Raw genomic sequence first — 18,344 nt, 5'->3', positions numbered from 1 at the left:
GGGGCTGGATATGCTGTGGCAATGGGCTTACCCATGGCGCAGGTTCCCGTCAACCAAGCCCGAGAGTTACCCGATGTCCGACCAACATGATCCCGATTTTGAGCCACCGTTTAACAAGCTGCCGTTTATCGTGGTGATCCTGTTCCTGATTGCGGGCGGGATCGAACTCGCACTAAGCGCGGGTGAGGCGGGGCTGGTCGGTGGCCCGTCGGCCATTGGCTGGCGTCTGGGTCTGGTGCGCGACTGGGGTTTTTCGGGTGATCTGTTCGACGCGATGCTGGCACAGCGTTACTTCCCGCCCGAACATCTGGCGCGGTTTATCACCTATCCGTTCATCCACCTCAGCTTTACCCACGCGCTGATCGCTATCGTTCTGATGCTGGCGCTGGGCAAGCTCTGCGCCGAGGTGATGGGCCAGTTTGCCATGCTGGCGCTGTTTGTCTGCTCGGGCATTGGGGGCGCGTTGATCTATGCACTGGTGCTGGATGATCCTGTCTGGCTGGTCGGGGCCTATCCGCCTGTCTATGGCCTGATCGGCGGCTATAGTTTCCTGATGTGGCGCAAGCTGGCCGCCAGTGGCGGCAAGCAGATGGAGGCATTCACCCTCATTGCCATGCTCATGGGCCTGCAACTGGTCTGGAGCCTGTTTTCATCGGTCGGCTACGGCTGGGTGGCGGAGCTGTCGGGTTTTGTCTGCGGCTTTGTGCTCAGCTTTCTGTTCGCGCCGGGGGAGTGGGCGCGTATTCTGGGTAAGCTGCGCCAGCGTTAGCCGCCGCGCCGCACCGCGGCCTTGAACTCGGACAGTTTGAACGCGCCCAACATCTGGCCCGCGCCAAAGTAGCTGACCGCACCCACACCGATCAGAATGATCAAGCCGATGCCGCGCCACCACGGTAGGGACAGCAGGCTGCTGAGTTGCAGGTTAAAGAACCACAAGGCCGCGCCCATAATCACCGAGGCTGCGATGATCCGCCAGATCCGTTTGCGGAACCGCGCATCGACCTGTGCTGCATCGCCAAAGCGGCGTGCGCCAATGGCCAGCAGCGCATACATCACCCAGCCCGCCACAGTTGCGGCAATCGCGGGGGCAAGCCAGCCGACATACCCCGCCAGCCCCACGGCCAGACCCGCGTTCACAACCATCGCCACCAGCGCGAAATAGAACGGACGCTTGGTATCTTCGCGGGCAAAATACAGCGGTTGCACGATCTTTTGCAAAACGAATGCGGGCAGGCCAAGGCCATAGATCATCACCGCAGTCGCAATCGCCGCACTGTCGTCCGTGTCTGACGCACCGCGCTCGAACAACACGGACACCAGCGTGATGGGGATCACGATCAGGGCGATCGCCGACGGGATGGTCAGGGCCAGCGAAATCTCTGCCGCACGGCTGAGCGCTGTCTTTGCGCCTGCATCATCGCCCGCCCGCAGGCGGCGCGACAAATCGGGCAACAGCACGATGCCCACGGCAATGCCGACCACTCCAAGGGGCAGTTGGTACAAACGATCCGCCGCAAACAGCCAGCTCACCGCGTTTTCATATTGCGAGGCGACAAGCTGCCCCACCACAAGGTTGATCTGCATCACCCCCGAGGCAAGTGCGGCAGGCAATGCAATCACCACCAGATCACGCATATCCGCGTTCCAGCGCGGGCGCGCAGGACGAAGTTTGAACCCCGCTTGCGCCGCCGCCCGCCACGTCAGCGCCAACTGCGCAACGCCTGCTATTGGAATGGCCCAGATCAGCCAGCTGATCGCCTCTGCCCCTGTCAGCGCGGCAATACCAAGCGCCCCAATCACAAAGATATTGAGCAAGACAGGCGCCGCTGCTGCCACGGCAAACCGCCCCGTCGCGTTCAGGATGCCCGAAAACAGCGCCGACAGGGACATGAACAGGATATATGGAAAGACAATGCGCCCGTAGCCTACGGTCAGATCAAACCGCCCGTCACCCGCAAAACCTTCGGCGGTGAGCCAAACCAGAGCGGGCATAAACACCATCCCCAGCGCCGTAAGAAGGGTAACGACAAAGAACAATCCCGCAAAGGCATTCTGCGCAAACTCCGGCGCGCCGTCCGCACCTTCCAACCGTTTTGAGAACATCGGCACAAACGCCGCATTAAACGCCCCTTCGGCAAAGAAGCGGCGGAACATGTTTGGCAGGCGAAAGGCGGCCACAAACGCGTCCATCAGCGGCCCAGGTCCGATCAGCGACAGGATCATCACCTCGCGCAGGAACCCCAGCACACGGCTGAGCAGCGTCCACACACCCACGGTGAAAAAGCCGGTCATCAGACGGATAGGTTTCATGGGGTGCGCCTCTTTTACGTGTTGCCTTGGCCTAGCGGTCTGTGGGGCGATGCGCAATTCTCTTTTGCAGCGCTTGCGCAGCGACTGTATCAGTGCTGGTGTGGGACGCGGAGCGTCTCAGCTATGACGCGAATGCCACGCCCGAGACGGGCACGCAAACGCTCTTCGCTTTCTGCGAAACGCTCATCGCTGAAGACGGCCACGCGCCCCTTGTCGATCACTCGGTTTTTTGAGGCGGGGTGATCTGGACCCTCGTCGCTGCAAGCGCAAGCAGTCCAAGGCACGCCAATCCTGCCACTGCATACCATCCAAGAATACGCTGAAGATCTGCCGCAGGCAGCACGCCCGCTTGCTGCGCCGAGGTCGCCGCCAAAAACAGTGTCGCGGCAAAGAAGACCTTGCCGCCAAGGCTTTTGAGCGACAGATATGTGGCCCTCGTTCCGCTTTCCAGCAGAGGCTGGATGCGGGCAAGGATGAAAGGATAGGCCAGCGAGTCCGGCACAATCCGCAACAGCAACACGCCAATCACCAGCACGGATGTGCTGAGCGCCAGCGCCCCCACCAGCGTGATCTGCAAGCCAAAAGCCAGCAGCACGAGAACAGGCAACCCCAACGCATGGCGCATCCGTACGGCAAACAAGGACGCCACACCCGACAACAGCATCATCACGCAGGTCACCGCACCGCTGACCAAAGGCGCCTGCGCGGCGATCCCCAACCCGTCCAGCGCGGTCAGGATGAAGGGTTGGCCAAAGACAAAGGGCAGGTGGCTAAAGGCATACATCAGCACCGTGAGAACAAAGAACCACGCCAACACAGGATGCAGCAGCGCCGATTTCAGCGCCGCGATCTGGCTACGCAGGCTTTGGGCGCGGGCTTCTTGTCGGGCAGGTTCCGCCATCAACAGCACCAGCACGAAAGCCACGGCAAAGGAGGCGGCGGTAGCGTAGAAAGGCAGGGTGACGGAATGCAGACTCATCGCGCCGCCGATCAGCGCGGACATCGCGAACCCCGCAAGCGAGAACCGCCATGCCCGCAGCTCTTGCGCCTCAACCTCGTCTGCGCGGCCTGTCGCTTGTAGCGATTCAAACAACAGCGAACTGTCGGTGCCCGATTTGAACGCAGAACCCGCGCCGATCAACGACTGCCCCAAGGCAAACATCCCAAAGCTGGCGCCGACGGCCAGCGCCAGACAGCCCAGCAAATAACACGCCGCCGACAACAGCAGCGTCGCCCGCCGCCCGATCCTGTCGGAGAAATACCCCGAAGGCACCTCCAGCACGGTGGTCGAGATGTCATAGACGGAATACAGAACGATCGCCTCGGCGCCCGACAGTTTGGCCTGAAAATACAAAAACCACACCGCCTGCCAGAACAGCAGGCTGTTGAAAAACTGAAACCACGGGATCAGCGCGATGGTGCGGTGGTGGCTCAAACAATGTCGCCTTTGCTGGTTCAGTTATCCGCGCGCGCCACCCCTTCTACGATGGCCTGACGCAGGCGTTTTTCCAACGTGCGCCGTTTTGCTTCGGAATGGTATTTCAGCCCGAACATGTCTTTGACATAGAAGGTATCGACCACCTGCGCGCCGTAAGTCGCGATCACCGCATTGGCGATATAGACGTTCAGCTCTGCCAGTGTGCGGGCCAGATCATGCAGCAACCCGGGGCGGTCGCGGGTGTCGACCTCGATGATGGTGTAAATCTCGGAGCCTTCATTGTCGAAGGTGATCGAAGTCGGCACGCGGAACGCTTTCTCGCGCTTTTTGACCTTGTCGCGGGATTTGAGCGCATCACGTGCGATGACCTCTCCGCGCAGGGTCTTTTCGATCATCTGGCGCAGGCGAGGCAGTTTCGACGCCTCATAGGCGTTGCCTTCGCTGTCTTGAATCCAGAACGCATCGGTCACATAGCCGTCTTTGGTGGTGTAGCTGCGGGCATCCACGACATTGGCCCCCACCAGCGCCAGCGCGCCGGTCAGGCGGCTGAATATGCCGTGGTGGTCGGGCATGACAAAGCACGCACGCGTGGCATCGCGGTCCTCGTCCGGGTGCAGGTCGATGTTGATCTTGTTTTCGTCCAGATCGCGGAAGAGGTTGGCAAAGGCGATATGCGCAGTCACGTGCAGACCCTGCCAATAGGGGTCGTAATGGCGCGCGGTTTCACGCTGGAGCGCCTTTTTCGGCCAGTCGGGCAGGGCGGCACGCAATGTCTTTTTGGCCTCGGCCCCGCGGTTCTGGCGGTTGAGGTCTTCCAGCCCCGTCTCCAGCGCCCTCTCGGTCTGGCGGTAAAGGGCGCGGATCAGCGAGGCTTTCCAGTTGTTCCATGTGTCCGGCCCCACGCCGCGAATGTCGCAGACGGTCAGCACGCACAGCAGGTCCAGCCGCTTGACCGTTTGCACGGCTTTGGCAAAATCGCGCACGGTGCGCGGGTCGGCAATGTCGCGTTTCTGCGCCATATCGGACATCAGCAGGTGATAGCGCACCAGCCATTCAACCGTATCCACCTCGTCCTGCTTTAGCCCCAGACGCGGGGCAACCTTGCGCACAATAGAGGCTCCAAGTATCGAATGGTCTTCCTGTCTGCCTTTGCCGATGTCATGCAACAGCAAGGCCACATACAACACTTTGCGGTTCACGCCTTTTTGCAGGATCGACGAGGCAACGGGCAGCTCTTCTTCCAGCTCGCTTTTCTCGATCATGGCAAGATGGGCGATGGTCTGGATCGTATGTTCGTCCACGGTATAGCTGTGGTACATGTTGAACTGCATCATCGCCACGATCGGCTCGAATTCGGGGATGAAGGCGGCAAGCACGCCCAATTCGTTCATGCGGCGCAAGGCGCGTTCGGGGTTGCCGTGTTTCAGCAGCAGATCAAGGAAGATGCGCCGGGCCTCTGGCGTGGTGCGCAGGGTGTCGTCGATCAGATGCAAGTTCGCTTTGACTGTGCGCATCGCATCGGGGTGGATCAACATGCCCGTGCGCAAGGCTTCCTCGAACAGGCGCAGGATATTGATCGGATCACTTAAGAAAGCCGCGTCATCTTCCAGTGCGATGCGGTTGTGGGTGACGGTATAGCCCGCCCTGACGCGGGGCTTGCGGCGGAACAGGCGCTCCAGCAAGGGTTCGGATTTGACGTGCATGTCTTCCAGTTTGGTCAGGAAGATGCGGGTCAGGTCGCCAACCGCAGTGGCATGCAGAAAGTAGTCCTGCATGAACACCTCGACAGCGCGGCGTCCGTCACGGTCACGGTATCCCATCGCCTCGGCCACACTGACCTGCATATCAAAGGTCAGTTGTTCGCTGGCCCGATTGGTCAGCAGGTGCAGATGCCCGCGTGCGGCCCACAGAAAATTCTCGGCGGCGGCGAAGGTCTCATATTCTTCGGCGCGGAACACGCCTTTTTCGACCAGCTCGGCAGCGCGGCTGACATTGTGGATGAGTTTGGCAATCCAATAAAGCGATTGCAGATCGCGCAGGCCGCCCTTGCCCTCTTTGACGTTCGGCTCAACCACATAGCGCTGGCCCTGTTTGACATGGCGTGCGTCGCGCTCTTCCAGCTTTGCCTCGATGAACGCACGGCCCGAGCCGGAGAAGAGATCGCTGCGCAGCGTTTCTCCGAGGGTTTGTCCCAAATCCACATCGCCGCAGATAAAGCGGTGTTCCAGCAACGCGGTTTGTATTGTGAAATCTTCTGTTGCAAGCTCTACGCAATCGCGAACAGTGCGGCTGGAGTGGCCGACCTTCAGCTTCAGGTCCCATAGGATATACAGCATCGTCTCGATCGCGGTGCTGGCCCACGGGGTGATCTGCGAGGGAACCAGAAACAGTAGGTCCACGTCTGAAAACGGCGCCATCTCACCGCGCCCGTAGCCGCCCACGCCAATCACGCTCAGCGCGGTGGGGGCGTCTTTGTTCGGGTGCAGGTGGTTGGTCGTGAGCGTATAGACCGACCGCACCAACCCGTCCGTAAGGTAGCTGTAGGAGGCGGTCATCGCCTTTGCGTCAAAAGGGGCTGCGGTAAAGGCTTGGGCGATTGTTGCGCGGCCTCGGGCCTGGGCCGAGTTCAGGATTTTCACGCAGGTGTTGCGGGCATCCTTAGATCGGGCCGCCGCGGCTAGTTCGGCGTCGATGGCCGCCGCATCATAGATTTCGTCAGCAAGAGCGCACAGGCGGGGCGTCGGAGCGCCGCCTGTGCCGGTTGTTTGGGTGTCGGTCATCAATCGGCTCAGAAACCTGCGCCGCCAAAGGCCTGCGGGGCGGCCTCAAGCAAGACAACCTGTTTGCTGCGGATCGTCGCCACGGCGAGGCCGCGCTGGTTGGTCCCGTCCGGCAGCAGACGGAAGATGCCGCCCGCGCCACGGAAGCCCGCACCCTGCGTCAACGCCGTTGTTGTCAACGCATTACCCTTGCGGCTTTTCACCAGTGATGCAACCGCAGCGACCCCGTCAAACGCGAGCCCTGCAATATCAAGCGGCTTGCTGCCGTAGGCGGCATTATACCGCGCAGAGAACGCAGCCGTCGCACCTGGATCGGGCAGGGCGAACCAGCCACCCTGAATGCCGTCCAGCCCCAAGGTCTGTGCGGGAACGTCCCAACGGGTCAGACCGATGTACTGCGACTTCGCATTGGTGACGCCCGCGCTGGGCAGCATTTGCGACAAAAGCGGCAAAGCGGTGGAGGAGTTGGCTGTCAAGAACAGGGCATTCGCACCTGTGTTGGACATCATCGCTTTTACTTTTGGGATGGCGGCAGTCACGGCTTGCTGGCTCAGCGCATAGTCGACCGAGCCGGACAGCGTGGCGCCATTGGCTGCGATTGCTTGCTGGATCGCGTTACGGCCCAATTGGCCGCCGATGTTGTTGGCATGCAGGACAACGATTTTATCTTTGCCGTTGCGCTTGGCGTAGGACACCAGACGGTTCGCCGTATTGTCGAATGTTGGCCCAAGCACAAAGACGTTGCCGCCCGCGATTGTGGTGTTGTTCGAGAAGGAAAGAACGTTCACCCCAGCTTCGGCCACCGCAACGCCCGCCGCATTCGCCGCTTCGCCGTAGACAGGCCCGAGGATGATTTTCGCACCGTCGGCGACCGCTTGGGAAGCGGCTGTTGCCGCCGTGCCCGCCTTGCCTGCCGTGCCGTAGACGCGCAGGTCAATCTTCACACCGTCCAGATCGCTGATCGCCAGCCGTGCGGCGTTCTCCAGGTTCTTGGCCAGCAGATTATCCGAGGCCGACCCGCCACGCGGGATAAGCAAAGCCACAGGAACGGGCGCGTTCGGATCAATCTTCGGCCCGCTTCCCCCGCCAAGACCCGCAAAGGCGGCTGGATCACACGCAGAGAGCATCATCGCAAAAAGTGGTAGAATCAGCAGCCGGAAGGGCTTTCGGATGGTGCTTGGAATGGCAAACATGGTAACGGTACTCCCCTATCTATGGTGCGGGCAGCTGCCGGCACTGTCGTTGGCGCAATCATATCGTCTAGTGGGAAGGGGTCCAGCGTTGAATATTCATAAGCAGAGCTTAGCGGCCGGAATTACCTTTGTGGGTGTCCCAATAGGCACAGCCCGCGACATTACACTACGGGCGTTGGACGTTCTGGCGAGTGCCGACATGCTGGCGGCCGAAGACACACGCAGCTTGCTCAGGCTGATGGACATCCACGGGATTCCTCTGGAGGGGCGCAAGATTACGGCGCTGCACGATCATTCAGGGGATGCAGCTGTCGCACGGCTGGTCACGGCTGCAAAAGAAGGCAAATCCGTTGCTTACGCCTCCGAAGCGGGTATGCCCTTGATCGCTGATCCAGGGTTCGAGCTGTCGCGTGCAGCGGCTCAGGCAGGAGTTAATGTCACCTGCGCACCGGGCCCATCTGCGGTTTTGACGGCTTTGGCGCTGGGCGGATTGCCGACAGACGCGTTCCACTTTGCCGGGTTCTTGCCGAACGCCAAAGCGGCAAGGCTAAGCGCGCTAGAGGCGTTACGCGATGTCCGTGCGACGCTGGTATTTTACGAATCGCCTAAACGGATTGGCGCAATGCTGCGCGATGCAAAGACAGCATTGGGTTCGACGCGCCCCGCCGCCGTATGCCGCGAGCTCACCAAAAAATTCGAAGAGGTCAGGCGCGGTACGCTGGATGAACTCGCGAATTATTACGCCGAAAATACACCCAAAGGCGAAATTGTTGTTTTGATTGATCGGGGCGATTTAGAAACTGTTAACTCTGATGATCTAGAAACGTCGCTTAAGGCTGCTTTGGAAAAGCTGTCTATGCGGGATGCGGTCGACCTTGTGGCAAAGGCGCATGCGTTACCACGCAGACAGGTCTATCAAGCGGCGCTTGCACTCAACACGGATGAAGGTGGGTAAAAGATGACACAAACCGCGCAGCGCAGCCATGCAGGGGCAATGTCGTATCATGCAGGTGTGGCCGCAGAAGGCCGCATCGCCCAAGATTACGAACGTCGCGGGTTCCCCTTGGCCAATCAACGTTGGCGTGGAAAGGGCGGTGAAATTGATTTGATCGTGCGGGATGGCGATGGCCTTATCTTTGTCGAGGTGAAGCAAAGCCGCAGCTTTGACCGGGCGGCCCAGCGGATAAGCCGCAAACAAATTCAACGAATCTACAATTGTGCCGAAGAATATCTGGGCACGCAGCCACGCGGCGGGCTGACAGATATCCGGTTTGATGTGGCGCTTGTTAACGGTCATGGGGAAACACAAATAATTGAAAATGCCTTTGCCCACCTCTGAGGGCATTGCGTAGGGCGGCTTGCTTTGCCATCAAGATGGCAACAGCAAGGATGTACCTATGAAAATCGCCTTCCAAATGGACCCGATCGGGGACGTTAATATCGACGCAGACAGCAGCTTTCGTTTGGCTGAAGAGGCCCAGAAACGGGGCCACACGCTGTTTTTCTACACACCTGATAATATCGCCTATCAAGAAGGGCGTATCACAGCCCGCGGGCAGGATATGACTGTGCAGCGGGTGCCGGGCGATCCGGCTGTTTTGGGAGAGATGCGGGAGGTCGATCTGGCAGAGTTCGATGTGGTCTGGTTACGGCAGGATCCGCCATTTGACATGCATTACATCACTTTAACCCATCTTCTGGATCGGATTTCGGACACGACACTTGTGGTCAATGATCCGTTTTGGGTGCGCAATTATCCTGAAAAATTGCTGGTTCTCGACTTCCCCGATCTGACGCCGCCAACAACGATTGCACGCGACCTTGAAACGATCAAAGCTTTCAAGGAAAAACACGGCGATGTCATCCTCAAACCGCTTTATGGCAACGGCGGCGCGGGGGTGTTCAAGCTTACCCGCGATGATCGCAACCTCAGTTCTTTGCATGAATTGTTCACCGGTTTCTCGCGTGAGCCCTTGATCGTGCAAAAGTTCCTGCCGGATGTCTCCAAGGGCGACAAACGTGTGATTTTGGTGGATGGCGCGCCTGTTGGTGCGATCAACCGCGTGCCTGCCGCAGGTGAGACGCGTTCGAACATGCATGTCGGCGGGCGGCCTGAAAAGGTCGGCCTGACGGAGCGTGATCTGGAGATTTGTGCGCGAATTGGCGGGGTGCTCAAGGAAAAGGGCCAGGTGTTTGTCGGCATCGACGTCATTGGCGACTACCTGACCGAAATCAACGTGACTTCGCCCACCGGTATCCAAGAGCTTGAGCGGTTTGACTGCGTCAACATTGCAGCGAAAATCTGGGAAGTGATTGAGGCCAAACGCGCATGAGCGCCGTGCGGAGGCTGCTGAACCCGTGGCTGCGCACAATCGAAAAACGGCGGATGCGCAACGGCACGCCGCAGCAATTGCGCCGCGCTTTGGACATGCAATCCCGCATGTTTTTCTACGCGCCACGTGGTACGGCCAGTGAAAAAGTCAGCCTGAACAATGTGCCGTGCCTGTCGCTTGCGCCCAAGGGCGCAGCGACAGATCGTGTGCTTTTCTACATCCACGGGGGCGGTTTTGTCTTTGGTAGCCCCACGACGCATCGCGCAATGGCGGCCAAGCTTGCGCACCGCATCGGGGCGCGTGCGGTCTTACCGCAATATCGGCTGGCACCCGAAGCGCCTTTTCCTGCCGCGCCAGATGATGTGCGCGCCGCATGGGATGGGCTGATCGCCAGCGGTGTAGAGCCGCGAAATGTTGTCATCGGTGGCGACAGTGCCGGCGGTGCGCTGGCCTTTGGTCTGGTCGCGTCCCTTTGCGCACAGGGCGCCCCTTTGCCGGGGGCTGTCTTTGGCTTTTCGCCGCTCACCGATCTGACGTACAGCGGTGACAGTTTTCGCGCTAATGCGCGGGCCGACGCGGTCCTGCCCGCAGAAACAGCAGATACATTGAGCGAGATGTTTTTGCGCGATGCCTCGCCAAAAGAGCCAAGCGTCAGCCCCTTGTTCGGTGGCTTCGACGGTGCGCCACCTGCATGGGTCACCGTGGGTGATACCGAAATTCTGCTGGATGACGGGCGCAGGCTGGTTGACCGAATGCGTGCACAAGGTGTCGATGCCACGTTGGTGGTGGAACGTGATTTGCCGCATGTTTGGCCGATTTTCCACAACATGCTGCCTGAAGGGCGGCGCACGCTGGACCTGTTGGCAGGTTGGATCAGGCAACGGCAGGGCTGGGCATCCGAAAACTGACGGCCTCGGCAATATGCGGTTTGCGCACCTGCGCTGACCCGTCCAGATCGGCAATTGTGCGGGCCACGCGCAACACGCGGTGATAGCCGCGGGCCGACAGGCTGAACCGTTCGGCGGCGCGCAACAACAGGTCGCGGCCTTCCGCGTCGGGGGCGGTCATCTGCTCGAGTACCTCGCCCTGCGCATCGGCATTGCAAATGATGTCGGGGTGGTCGGCAAATCGCACCTCTTGCACCGCACGGGCCGCCGCCACGCGGGCCGCGACGGTTGCAGAGCTGTCGCCAGAGGGCGGTAAATCCAGATCTGTGTAGGCCACGGGCGGCACGTCCACCCGCAGATCAAACCGGTCCATCAAGGGGCCGGAGATGCGGCCAAGGTAGTCCTCTCCACACTGCGGTACGCGGGCGCAGGCGCGGGCAGGATCAGGCAGATAACCACATTTGCACGGGTTCGCCGCCGCGACCAGCATAAAGCGGCAGGGATACTTCACATGCGCATTGGCGCGGCTGATCATCACCTCGCCTGTCTCGATGGGTTGGCGCAGGGTTTCCAGCACATTGCGGGCGAACTCGGGAAACTCGTCCATGAACAGAACGCCATTATGGGCAAGGCTGACCTCACCGGGTTTGGCATTGCGCCCGCCCCCGATAATCGCCGCCATCGAGGCGGTATGGTGCGGCGGGCGATAGGGCCGCTGCCGCGAAATGCCGCCTTCGTCCAGCAATCCGGCAAGCGAGTGGATCATCGACGTTTCCAACGCTTCTGCCGCGGTGAGCGGAGGCAAGATGCTGGGCAATCGCGCTGCCAGCATGGATTTACCAGACCCAGGCGTGCCGACCATGATTAGATGGTGCCGTCCTGCGGCGGCGACCTCAAGTGCGCGTTTTGCACGCTCTTGCCCCTTTACCTCGCGCAAATCATGCGTGTGAACCATCGGCGCAACCTCGCCCGGCTCGGCTGGGCGTAGCGGGGATTGGCCCGAGTAATGGCGCACCACATCGCCAAGTGACGGGGCGGCGATGACTTGGCAGGCATTCACCCATGCGGCCTCTGCCCCTGATCCTGCGGGACACAGCAGGCTGCGGTCCTCATCCGCTGCGGCCATCGCCGCGGGCAACGCGCCGACCACGGGCACCAGCGATCCGTCCAGCGATAGCTCGCCCAAGGATACCACCGTTTCCACCACGTCCTTGGGTATGATTTCAAGCGCGGCAAGCAGCGCCATCGCAATGGGCAGGTCAAAGTGGCTGCCCTCTTTGGGCAGGTCCGCAGGGCTGAGGTTGATTGTGATCCGTTTGGACGGCAGGGCAATCGCCATTGATGTCAGCGCCGTGCGCACGCGGTCGCGGGCCTCGGACACGGCTTTGTCGGGCAAGCCGACGATGGAAAACGCAGGCAAGCCGGGTGTAACGGCGCATTGCACTTCGACGATCCGTGCCTCAACGCCTTGAAATGCAACGCTGTATGCGCGTGCGACCATGTTATTCCTCCGACCCTTACCCAGAGGTTAACGGTACAGGCCGGATGGTTTAAGAATAGTTAACGCGTCCCGTCACTCAGGCACAGGCCAGTCGTCGCGGCGTCCGACAGGCGGATGGGGGAAGGGATCATAACTGTGCTTGAGCCCTTCGCGGCGCCATTTGCGGAAGGCCGTATCGTTGAGCGTTGTTCTGCAATAAGCGCGTGCGGCGTCTGATACGGGCAAATTATACCCGACAATTCGCGCACAAACAGGCGCATAAAACGCATCCGTCAGCGAATATTTCCCAAAGAGCCACGGCCCATCGCCTGCCTTCTCCCGTGCAAAAGCCCACAGTGTTTCGATCCGTGCCAGATCGGCCTTTACCTTGTCAGAGGGCGCAAAGTCGGCGTCCACATGGGCCAGTTGCATCGCGCACTCCCCGCGCAGCGCGCCAAAGCCGGAGGCCATCTCGGCACATAGCCAGCGGGCACGGCTGCGGGCGGTTGGGTCTGCGGGCCACATCTGCGCCTCGGGGTGCCGTTCGGCAAGGGTTTCGGCGATGGCAAGACTTTCACCAATCACATCCCCTTCGGGCGTGCGCAGGGCAGGGACCAGACGCGCAGGGGCCAGTGGCGCCATGTCGCCAGCCATTGTGCCCCCGAACAGATCCACCTCATGCTCGCGGAAGGGCAGGTTGAAATTCTGCAGCATCAGCCAGCCCCGCAAAGACCAGCTCGAAAATGTGCGGTTGCCGATATATAAATCATAAGTCATGGCAAAATCTTAGAGCTGCCATGCAGGCCGCACAAATTCATATGTGTGGCCGCCCGTATCACGGAAGGTGATTGATCGCGCCGATGTCCCAGTTTTCGTTCCCGCGGTGGGTTAGGGTGGTGACCGAGATGTTGTCGATCTTATGCGCCATCGCTTCATAGGCCGACACCCGCATCGCCCGCTGCACTTGGGTCAGGATGACGCCGAAATGCGCAACGGCAATGATGTGGCGGCCCTGATGCGCGGCGCTCAGGCGGTCCACAACCTTGCTGACCCGCGCCATCGTCTGGTTCCAGCTTTCGCCCTCGGGGGCGCGGATGTCGCCGGGTTGGTCCCAGAACGCGCGGCTTAGTTCGGGATCACGCGCAGCCACCGCATCAAACCGCATCCCGTCCCAGACGCCAAAGTCGATCTCGCGCAGGTCGGGTTCATGGGGCAGGCGGATGTGGCCATCTTGCTGCAACACATCCGCCGTCGCGGTTGAGCGCACCAGATCCGAGCTTACAACCAACGCATCGTCAGGCAGATGATCGCGCACACGGGCAATCAAAGCTGTGTCGGACAGATCGGCAGGCACATCGCGCCACCCGACAAAGGATTTCTCGTGCGTGGGGCCATGCCGCACCCAATGCCATGTCGTCATTCCAGTGGTCCTTTCAAAACTTGCGGCAGCCCCGCCACCACCATCACCGCCAGATCGGCCTGCGCTGCAAGCGCGATGTTCAGCCGCCCCTGCGCCTCACGAAACTGGCGGGCCAATCTGTTCTCCGGCACGATCCCGTGCCCCACCTCGTTCGAGACGATGACCCAAGGGGCAGCGCAACTCTCCAGCGCTGTCAAAAGCCGTGTTGTCGCCGCTGCCAAATCCGCCTCCTCCATCATCTGGTTGCTCAGCCACATGGTCGCGCAATCAATCAGAACGGGGGTTTGGGGTGTGAGTTTTTCGAGGACAGGACCAAGGTCGAGCGGCTCTTCAATCGTGTGCCAACGGGCGTCACGACGGTCTTTATGCACTTTGACCCGATTTTTTATTTCGTCATCTTCAACGCGCCCCGTTGCAAGGTAGATGGGGTTCAACCCACTGGAAAGGATGTGGTTTTCCGCCCACGCGGACTTTCCTGACGCGGCGCCACCCAGAATAAAACTGCCCTTTGGCAACATTTTTCGCACCCCCTCGTGAACCAATGTGCACTTCCATGCGTAGTAAATACAAAGCGTCGCCACAAGGTGACCATTTGATCCTTGGGAGACGAGATAGATGGCGATTGGAACTGCGCAAGACTTCACACTCACCCGCACCGCGATGAAGGCGGAGCTGTTGGACGCTGAAACGGAACTCAAGCTGGCTTATGCGTGGCGTGACGAACGGTGCGAGGCTTCGCTGCACCGTCTGATTACGGCCTACATGCGGCTGGCCATTTCGATGGCTTCCAAGTTCAAACGCTACGGTGCGCCGATGAATGACCTTATTCAGGAAGCGGGCCTTGGCCTGATGAAAGCGGCGGACAAGTTCGACCCTGACCGCGGTGTGCGGTTTTCGACCTACGCCGTCTGGTGGATCAAAGCGTCTATTCAGGACCATGTGATGCGCAACTGGTCGATGGTGCGCACGGGATCGACGTCGTCGCAAAAATCCCTGTTTTTTAACATGCGGCGCGTGCAAGCACGGCTGGAGCGGGAGGCCGCCTCGGCGGGTGAAGAACTGGATCGTCACCAGCTGCGGCAGATGATCTCGACCGAGATTGGCGTGCCGTTGCATGACGTTGAGATGATGGAAGGGCGCTTGTCCGGCTCTGATTATTCGCTGAACGCGACACAATCAGCCGAGGACGAGGGCCGCGAATGGATTGACGCGCTGGAAGACGATAGCGCGCAAGCCGCCGAGAATGTCGAGCATACCCATGACACGGCACAACTTCGGGCGTGGTTGCTGTCGGCGATGACAGCCCTCAATGACCGCGAGCAATTTATCGTACGCGAACGCAAGCTGCGCGATGCGCCCCGTACGCTGGAAAGCCTTGGACAGGAGTTGAGCCTGAGCAAAGAGCGCGTGCGGCAGCTGGAGGCCGCAGCCTTCCAGAAAATGCGCAAATCTCTTGAAATGCAGTCTCAGGAAGTGTTTCATTTCCTCACATGATACCAGTGCCCTCCAAATGTGCGAGTGCAAGCGTGGCCCTTTGGGCTGCGCTTTTTGCTTCTGGCGGGGCTGCGGAAGTTCCGCAAATGGCGCGGGATGCACAGATTGTGATCTTGGGCGAGCAGCATGACAATCCCGACCACCACGCCCGTCAGGCGGTGTGGGTTGCGGCCCTGGACCCCGCCGCGCTGGTCTTTGAGATGTTGACCCCTCAACAAGGCGCACAGGCCGCAGCGCCGTGGGCCAGTCAGGCGCAGCTTGATGCGTTGATAGGTTGGTCGGGCACGGCGTGGCCTTCGTTTGATATGTATTATCCGATATTTGCGGCATCGCCTGACGCCGTGATCTATGGTGCGGGTGTGCCACGCAGCGAATTGCGCCGCGCTCTTGAAGCTCCGCTGGCGGATCATCCGCTCGCCCAGCGTTTTGGTTCGGACACAGCCCCCGACGGGTCCCTTCAAACCGCCCGCGAAGCGGTGCAAGCCGCAGCGCATTGCGGTGCATTACCCGAAGAGATGTTGCCTGTCATGGTTGATGCCCAACGGTTGCGGGACATGACCTTGGCTGATGTTTCGCTTCGCGCCCTGCGGGCAACTGGTGGGCCTGTTGTGGTGATCACGGGCAACGGCCATGCTCGCGCGGCTTGGGGCGTGCCCGCATTAATCGCAACCGCCGCCCCTGATGTCGCAGTGTTCACATTGGCCCAAGGCGAAGACGGCGCGGATGTGCAAGGCGCTTTCAGCCTGACCCTCGATGCGCCCGCGCCGGAGCGCGGCGATCCTTGCGCGGCCTTCACCCAGTAACCACTGGCGCTGGGCGCGGCCCGCGCCTATGTTGAGCAGCGACATTGGCCAATCAAGGGGCGTATCATGCTGGCTGGCAAACATATCTTGCTTATTATCGGCGGCGGCATTGCGGCGTTCAAATCGCTGGACCTGATCCGCCGCCTGCGCGAACGCGGCGCTGTTGTGACCCCTGTCCTGACCCGCGCTGGCGAAGAATTCGTGACCCCGCTGTCGGTCTCGGCTTTGGCGGGCAACAAGGTGCATCGTGATCTGTTCGATCTGGATGACGAGGCCGAGATGGGTCACATCCAACTCAGCCGAGTTGCCGATCTGGTGGTTGTGGCCCCTGCAACGGCGGACCTGATGGCCAAGATGGCGGGCGGGCTCGCGAATGATCTGGCCTCGACCTTGCTGCTGGCCACAGACACGCCCGTGATGATCGTGCCTGCGATGAATGTGCGCATGTGGGAGCACGCCGCAACCCAGCGCAACCTTGCCACCCTGCGCGCTGACGGGATCGCCGTTGTCGGCCCGAACAAGGGCGACATGGCCTGCGGCGAACACGGCCCTGGCCGCATGTCCGAACCGATGGAGGTTGTGGAGGCCGTGCAGAGCGCCCTGACCGATGGGCCGCTGAAAGGGCGGCGTGTGCTGGTCACCTCCGGTCCCACGCATGAGCCGATCGACCCCGTTCGCTATATTGCCAACCGCTCCAGCGGGGCGCAGGGCACGGCGGTTGCGCGGGCCTTGGCGGCCCTTGGCGCGCATGTTGTGTTTGTGACAGGTCCTGCTGATGTCTCCCCGCCCGAAGGCGTTGAAGTGGTGGCCGTGCAAACCGCTCAACAGATGAAAGACGCGGTCGAGGCGGCCTTGCCCGTTGATGCGGCGGTCTTCGCGGCAGCGGTTGCCGATTGGCGCGTTACCTCTGCCTCGGACCGCAAGTTGAAGAAAACCAAGGACGGCCTGCCGGAGCTTTCCTTTGCTGAAAATCCCGACATCCTGCATGGGGTGAGTCACCTAAAAACAGGTCGCCCGCCGCTGGTTGTAGGCTTCGCGGCCGAGACAAACGATGTGATCGCCAACGCCACAGCCAAGCGCCTGCGTAAGGGGTGTGACTGGATCGTGGCCAATGATGTCTCGCCTGAAACGGGGATCATGGGGGGCGATGAAAACGCTGTCACGCTGATTGACGACACTGGCGCAGAAGAGTGGCCGCGCATGGGCAAAGATGCCGTCGCCGCGCAGCTTGCGCAACGGATTGCGGATACTATCACCTCCTGAAACGCACATTGCCGCGAGGGTTCAATGCCTGTCAAATTCCTGCGCCTGCCTTTGAACGACCTGCCCTTACCCGCCTATGCAACAGTTGGTGCGGCGGGCATGGACCTGCGGGCGTGTTTGCCTGACGGGCCAATAACGCTGGCCCCCGATGCGGTGGTGCTGGTGCCCACAGGCTTTGCCGTGGCACTGGAACCCGCGACTGAAATGCAGATCCGGCCCCGATCGGGATTGGCGACCAAATCGCGGATCATGGTGCCAAACAGCCCCGGCACGGTCGACGAGGATTATCGCGGCGAGGTAAAGGTCGCATTGTGGAACGCAGGCAACACAGCCTTTGTGATTGCCCATGGTGATCGCATCGCCCAAGCCGTGATTGCGCCGATCCTGCGACCGCAGATCACAGAGGTCGACGCGCTTGATCAAACCACCCGTGCCGCGGGCGGGTTTGGATCAACCGGCACTGGTTGACTGCCTGTCCAGATCGCCTGCGGGAGCGCAGTATTTCTCTACCAGACCGATCAAGTCACCGGGCGAGATGGGTTTGGAGATGAAGCCGTCCATGCCATATTGTTCAACCGCGAGCGGGTGGTGGAAGTTGGAATCCGCCGTCACTGCATAGATCGGGATGTTTTTAGGGGGGTCACTTTCGCTGTTTCTGATCCGCTTCGTCGCGTCCAGCCCCGACAGCTTTGGCATGTGAATATCCATTAAAACCAGCGCGTATTGATCCGGTGTCTGTTCCAACAAATCGCAGCCCGATGTTCCGTTTTCGGCGACGTCCACATCAGGCCCAAGATCAAGCGTGCCGATGATCTGTTTCATCATGAAACGGGTAAAGCTGTCGTCTTCGACAATCAGGATTTTTTTACGCATTCACTACCCTTACCGCTTAACTATTTCTACCGACAGTAGTGCTTATCTTTCGCCAAAGCAACGCTCAACC

The 18,344-nt window shown here is 60.4% G+C and carries 19 protein-coding genes; 10 read left to right on the top strand and 9 right to left on the bottom strand.

What is annotated here, in order from left to right; all coding sequences use genetic code 11:
- Nucleotides 1-73 precede the first annotated feature (73 nt).
- On the top strand, nucleotides 74-769 hold the full coding sequence (locus ABMC88_RS16515) for a rhomboid family intramembrane serine protease (protein WP_349577988.1): 696 nt from the start codon (nucleotides 74-76) through the stop codon (nucleotides 767-769).
- On the opposite strand, the gene murJ is transcribed toward ABMC88_RS16515, so the two are convergent.
- Nucleotides 766-2,310 carry a murein biosynthesis integral membrane protein MurJ gene (gene murJ / locus ABMC88_RS16510; RefSeq protein ID WP_349577987.1) on the bottom strand — a complete coding sequence of 515 codons (1,545 nt, stop codon included), beginning with the start codon at nucleotides 2,308-2,310 and terminating at the stop codon, nucleotides 766-768. The two genes, ABMC88_RS16515 and murJ, sit on opposite strands and share 4 nt — an antisense overlap.
- Nucleotides 2,311-2,402: 92 nt before the next feature.
- On the opposite strand from murJ, the gene ABMC88_RS16505 reads away from it, so the two are divergent.
- Entirely contained in the window at nucleotides 2,403-2,543 is a 141-nt protein-coding gene (locus tag ABMC88_RS16505) for a hypothetical protein (protein WP_349577986.1), read from the top strand.
- Here the strand turns inward: ABMC88_RS16505 and ABMC88_RS16500 are convergent.
- Genes ABMC88_RS16500 through ABMC88_RS16490 form a run of 3 tightly spaced genes read right to left on the bottom strand, consistent with a single transcriptional unit; the run spans nucleotide 2,528 to nucleotide 7,721 of the window.
- Entirely contained in the window at nucleotides 2,528-3,745 is a 1,218-nt protein-coding gene (locus tag ABMC88_RS16500) for an MFS transporter (protein ID WP_349577985.1), read from the bottom strand. The genes ABMC88_RS16505 and ABMC88_RS16500 overlap by 16 nt on opposite strands.
- A 20-nt stretch (nucleotides 3,746-3,765) precedes the next feature.
- Nucleotides 3,766-6,528, bottom strand: coding sequence for a [protein-PII] uridylyltransferase (locus ABMC88_RS16495; protein WP_349577984.1), 2,763 nt, complete (start codon nucleotides 6,526-6,528; stop codon nucleotides 3,766-3,768).
- An 8-nt stretch (nucleotides 6,529-6,536) separates the two neighbouring features.
- Entirely contained in the window at nucleotides 6,537-7,721 is a 1,185-nt protein-coding gene (locus ABMC88_RS16490; RefSeq protein ID WP_349577983.1) for a penicillin-binding protein activator, read from the bottom strand.
- 88 nt (nucleotides 7,722-7,809) lie between these two features.
- On the opposite strand from ABMC88_RS16490, the gene rsmI reads away from it, so the two are divergent.
- From rsmI to ABMC88_RS16470, 4 genes are read left to right on the top strand one after another with little or no spacing between them, the layout of a single operon-like run.
- The gene (rsmI, locus tag ABMC88_RS16485) at nucleotides 7,810-8,676 is read left to right on the top strand and encodes a 16S rRNA (cytidine(1402)-2'-O)-methyltransferase (RefSeq protein ID WP_349578004.1); all 867 of its coding nucleotides are present in this window, start codon (nucleotides 7,810-7,812) and stop codon (nucleotides 8,674-8,676) included.
- A gap of 3 nt (nucleotides 8,677-8,679) precedes the next feature.
- Nucleotides 8,680-9,060 carry a YraN family protein gene (locus tag ABMC88_RS16480; RefSeq protein WP_349577982.1) on the top strand — a complete coding sequence of 127 codons (381 nt, stop codon included), beginning with the start codon at nucleotides 8,680-8,682 and terminating at the stop codon, nucleotides 9,058-9,060.
- Nucleotides 9,061-9,118: 58 nt separating this feature from the next.
- Nucleotides 9,119-10,054, top strand: coding sequence for a glutathione synthase (gshB, locus tag ABMC88_RS16475; RefSeq protein WP_349577981.1), 936 nt, complete (start codon nucleotides 9,119-9,121; stop codon nucleotides 10,052-10,054).
- Nucleotides 10,051-10,962, top strand: a complete 912-nt coding sequence (locus ABMC88_RS16470; RefSeq protein ID WP_349577980.1) for an alpha/beta hydrolase — start codon at nucleotides 10,051-10,053, stop codon at nucleotides 10,960-10,962. Before gshB ends, ABMC88_RS16470 begins: the two co-directional genes overlap by 4 nt.
- Here the strand turns inward: ABMC88_RS16470 and ABMC88_RS16465 are convergent.
- From ABMC88_RS16465 to cobU, 4 genes are all read right to left on the bottom strand, one after another.
- The gene (locus ABMC88_RS16465; RefSeq protein WP_349577979.1) at nucleotides 10,928-12,442 is read right to left on the bottom strand and encodes a YifB family Mg chelatase-like AAA ATPase; all 1,515 of its coding nucleotides are present in this window, start codon (nucleotides 12,440-12,442) and stop codon (nucleotides 10,928-10,930) included. The two genes, ABMC88_RS16470 and ABMC88_RS16465, sit on opposite strands and share 35 nt — an antisense overlap.
- A gap of 72 nt (nucleotides 12,443-12,514) precedes the next feature.
- Nucleotides 12,515-13,198, bottom strand: a complete 684-nt coding sequence (locus tag ABMC88_RS16460; protein WP_349577978.1) for a glutathione S-transferase — start codon at nucleotides 13,196-13,198, stop codon at nucleotides 12,515-12,517.
- A gap of 58 nt (nucleotides 13,199-13,256) precedes the next feature.
- Complete coding sequence (locus ABMC88_RS16455) at nucleotides 13,257-13,841, bottom strand: histidine phosphatase family protein (RefSeq protein ID WP_349577977.1); 585 nt, start codon at nucleotides 13,839-13,841, stop codon at nucleotides 13,257-13,259.
- Nucleotides 13,838-14,359, bottom strand: coding sequence for a bifunctional adenosylcobinamide kinase/adenosylcobinamide-phosphate guanylyltransferase (cobU, locus tag ABMC88_RS16450; RefSeq protein ID WP_349577976.1), 522 nt, complete (start codon nucleotides 14,357-14,359; stop codon nucleotides 13,838-13,840). The genes ABMC88_RS16455 and cobU overlap by 4 nt, the downstream gene beginning before the upstream one ends.
- Nucleotides 14,360-14,456: 97 nt before the next feature.
- Here cobU and ABMC88_RS16445 point away from each other — a divergent pair, with 97 nt between their 5' ends.
- The 4 genes from ABMC88_RS16445 (at nucleotide 14,457) to dut (ending at nucleotide 17,869) form a co-directional block, all read left to right on the top strand.
- Nucleotides 14,457-15,335, top strand: a complete 879-nt coding sequence (locus tag ABMC88_RS16445; RefSeq protein WP_349577975.1) for an RNA polymerase factor sigma-32 — start codon at nucleotides 14,457-14,459, stop codon at nucleotides 15,333-15,335.
- A gap of 32 nt (nucleotides 15,336-15,367) precedes the next feature.
- A complete protein-coding gene (locus ABMC88_RS16440; protein WP_349577974.1) occupies nucleotides 15,368-16,138 on the top strand; it encodes a ChaN family lipoprotein in 771 nt (256 codons plus the stop codon).
- A gap of 66 nt (nucleotides 16,139-16,204) precedes the next feature.
- Nucleotides 16,205-17,401: a bifunctional phosphopantothenoylcysteine decarboxylase/phosphopantothenate--cysteine ligase CoaBC gene (coaBC, locus tag ABMC88_RS16435; RefSeq protein ID WP_349577973.1), complete on the top strand. Its 1,197-nt coding sequence runs from the start codon at nucleotides 16,205-16,207 to the stop codon at nucleotides 17,399-17,401.
- Between the two features lie 24 nt (nucleotides 17,402-17,425).
- On the top strand, nucleotides 17,426-17,869 hold the full coding sequence (dut, locus tag ABMC88_RS16430) for a dUTP diphosphatase (protein WP_349577972.1): 444 nt from the start codon (nucleotides 17,426-17,428) through the stop codon (nucleotides 17,867-17,869).
- Here the strand turns inward: dut and ABMC88_RS16425 are convergent.
- Nucleotides 17,852-18,274, bottom strand: a complete 423-nt coding sequence (locus ABMC88_RS16425) for a response regulator (protein ID WP_349577971.1) — start codon at nucleotides 18,272-18,274, stop codon at nucleotides 17,852-17,854. The two genes, dut and ABMC88_RS16425, sit on opposite strands and share 18 nt — an antisense overlap.
- Nucleotides 18,275-18,344: the final 70 nt, after the last annotated feature.

Origin of the sequence: Sulfitobacter aquimarinus, assembly GCF_040149565.1 — a bacterium.
Classification (GTDB): Bacteria; Pseudomonadota; Alphaproteobacteria; order Rhodobacterales; family Rhodobacteraceae; genus Sulfitobacter; species Sulfitobacter aquimarinus.
This window is presented reverse-complemented; position numbering and strand designations above follow the sequence as displayed.

Coding starts and splice junctions, on each gene's coding strand:
- ABMC88_RS16515 (WP_349577988.1), top strand. CDS start 74: ATGTCCGACCAACATGATCCCGATTTTGAGCCACCGTTTAACAAGCTG.
- murJ (WP_349577987.1), bottom strand. CDS start 2,310: ATGAAACCTATCCGTCTGATGACCGGCTTTTTCACCGTGGGTGTGTGG.
- ABMC88_RS16495 (WP_349577984.1), bottom strand. CDS start 6,528: ATGACCGACACCCAAACAACCGGCACAGGCGGCGCTCCGACGCCCCGC.
- ABMC88_RS16490 (WP_349577983.1), bottom strand. CDS start 7,721: ATGTTTGCCATTCCAAGCACCATCCGAAAGCCCTTCCGGCTGCTGATT.
- ABMC88_RS16480 (WP_349577982.1), top strand. CDS start 8,680: ATGACACAAACCGCGCAGCGCAGCCATGCAGGGGCAATGTCGTATCAT.
- gshB (WP_349577981.1), top strand. CDS start 9,119: ATGAAAATCGCCTTCCAAATGGACCCGATCGGGGACGTTAATATCGAC.
- ABMC88_RS16470 (WP_349577980.1), top strand. CDS start 10,051: ATGAGCGCCGTGCGGAGGCTGCTGAACCCGTGGCTGCGCACAATCGAA.
- ABMC88_RS16465 (WP_349577979.1), bottom strand. CDS start 12,442: ATGGTCGCACGCGCATACAGCGTTGCATTTCAAGGCGTTGAGGCACGG.
- ABMC88_RS16460 (WP_349577978.1), bottom strand. CDS start 13,198: ATGACTTATGATTTATATATCGGCAACCGCACATTTTCGAGCTGGTCT.
- ABMC88_RS16455 (WP_349577977.1), bottom strand. CDS start 13,841: ATGACGACATGGCATTGGGTGCGGCATGGCCCCACGCACGAGAAATCC.
- cobU (WP_349577976.1), bottom strand. CDS start 14,359: ATGTTGCCAAAGGGCAGTTTTATTCTGGGTGGCGCCGCGTCAGGAAAG.
- ABMC88_RS16445 (WP_349577975.1), top strand. CDS start 14,457: ATGGCGATTGGAACTGCGCAAGACTTCACACTCACCCGCACCGCGATG.
- coaBC (WP_349577973.1), top strand. CDS start 16,205: ATGCTGGCTGGCAAACATATCTTGCTTATTATCGGCGGCGGCATTGCG.
- dut (WP_349577972.1), top strand. CDS start 17,426: ATGCCTGTCAAATTCCTGCGCCTGCCTTTGAACGACCTGCCCTTACCC.
- ABMC88_RS16425 (WP_349577971.1), bottom strand. CDS start 18,274: ATGCGTAAAAAAATCCTGATTGTCGAAGACGACAGCTTTACCCGTTTC.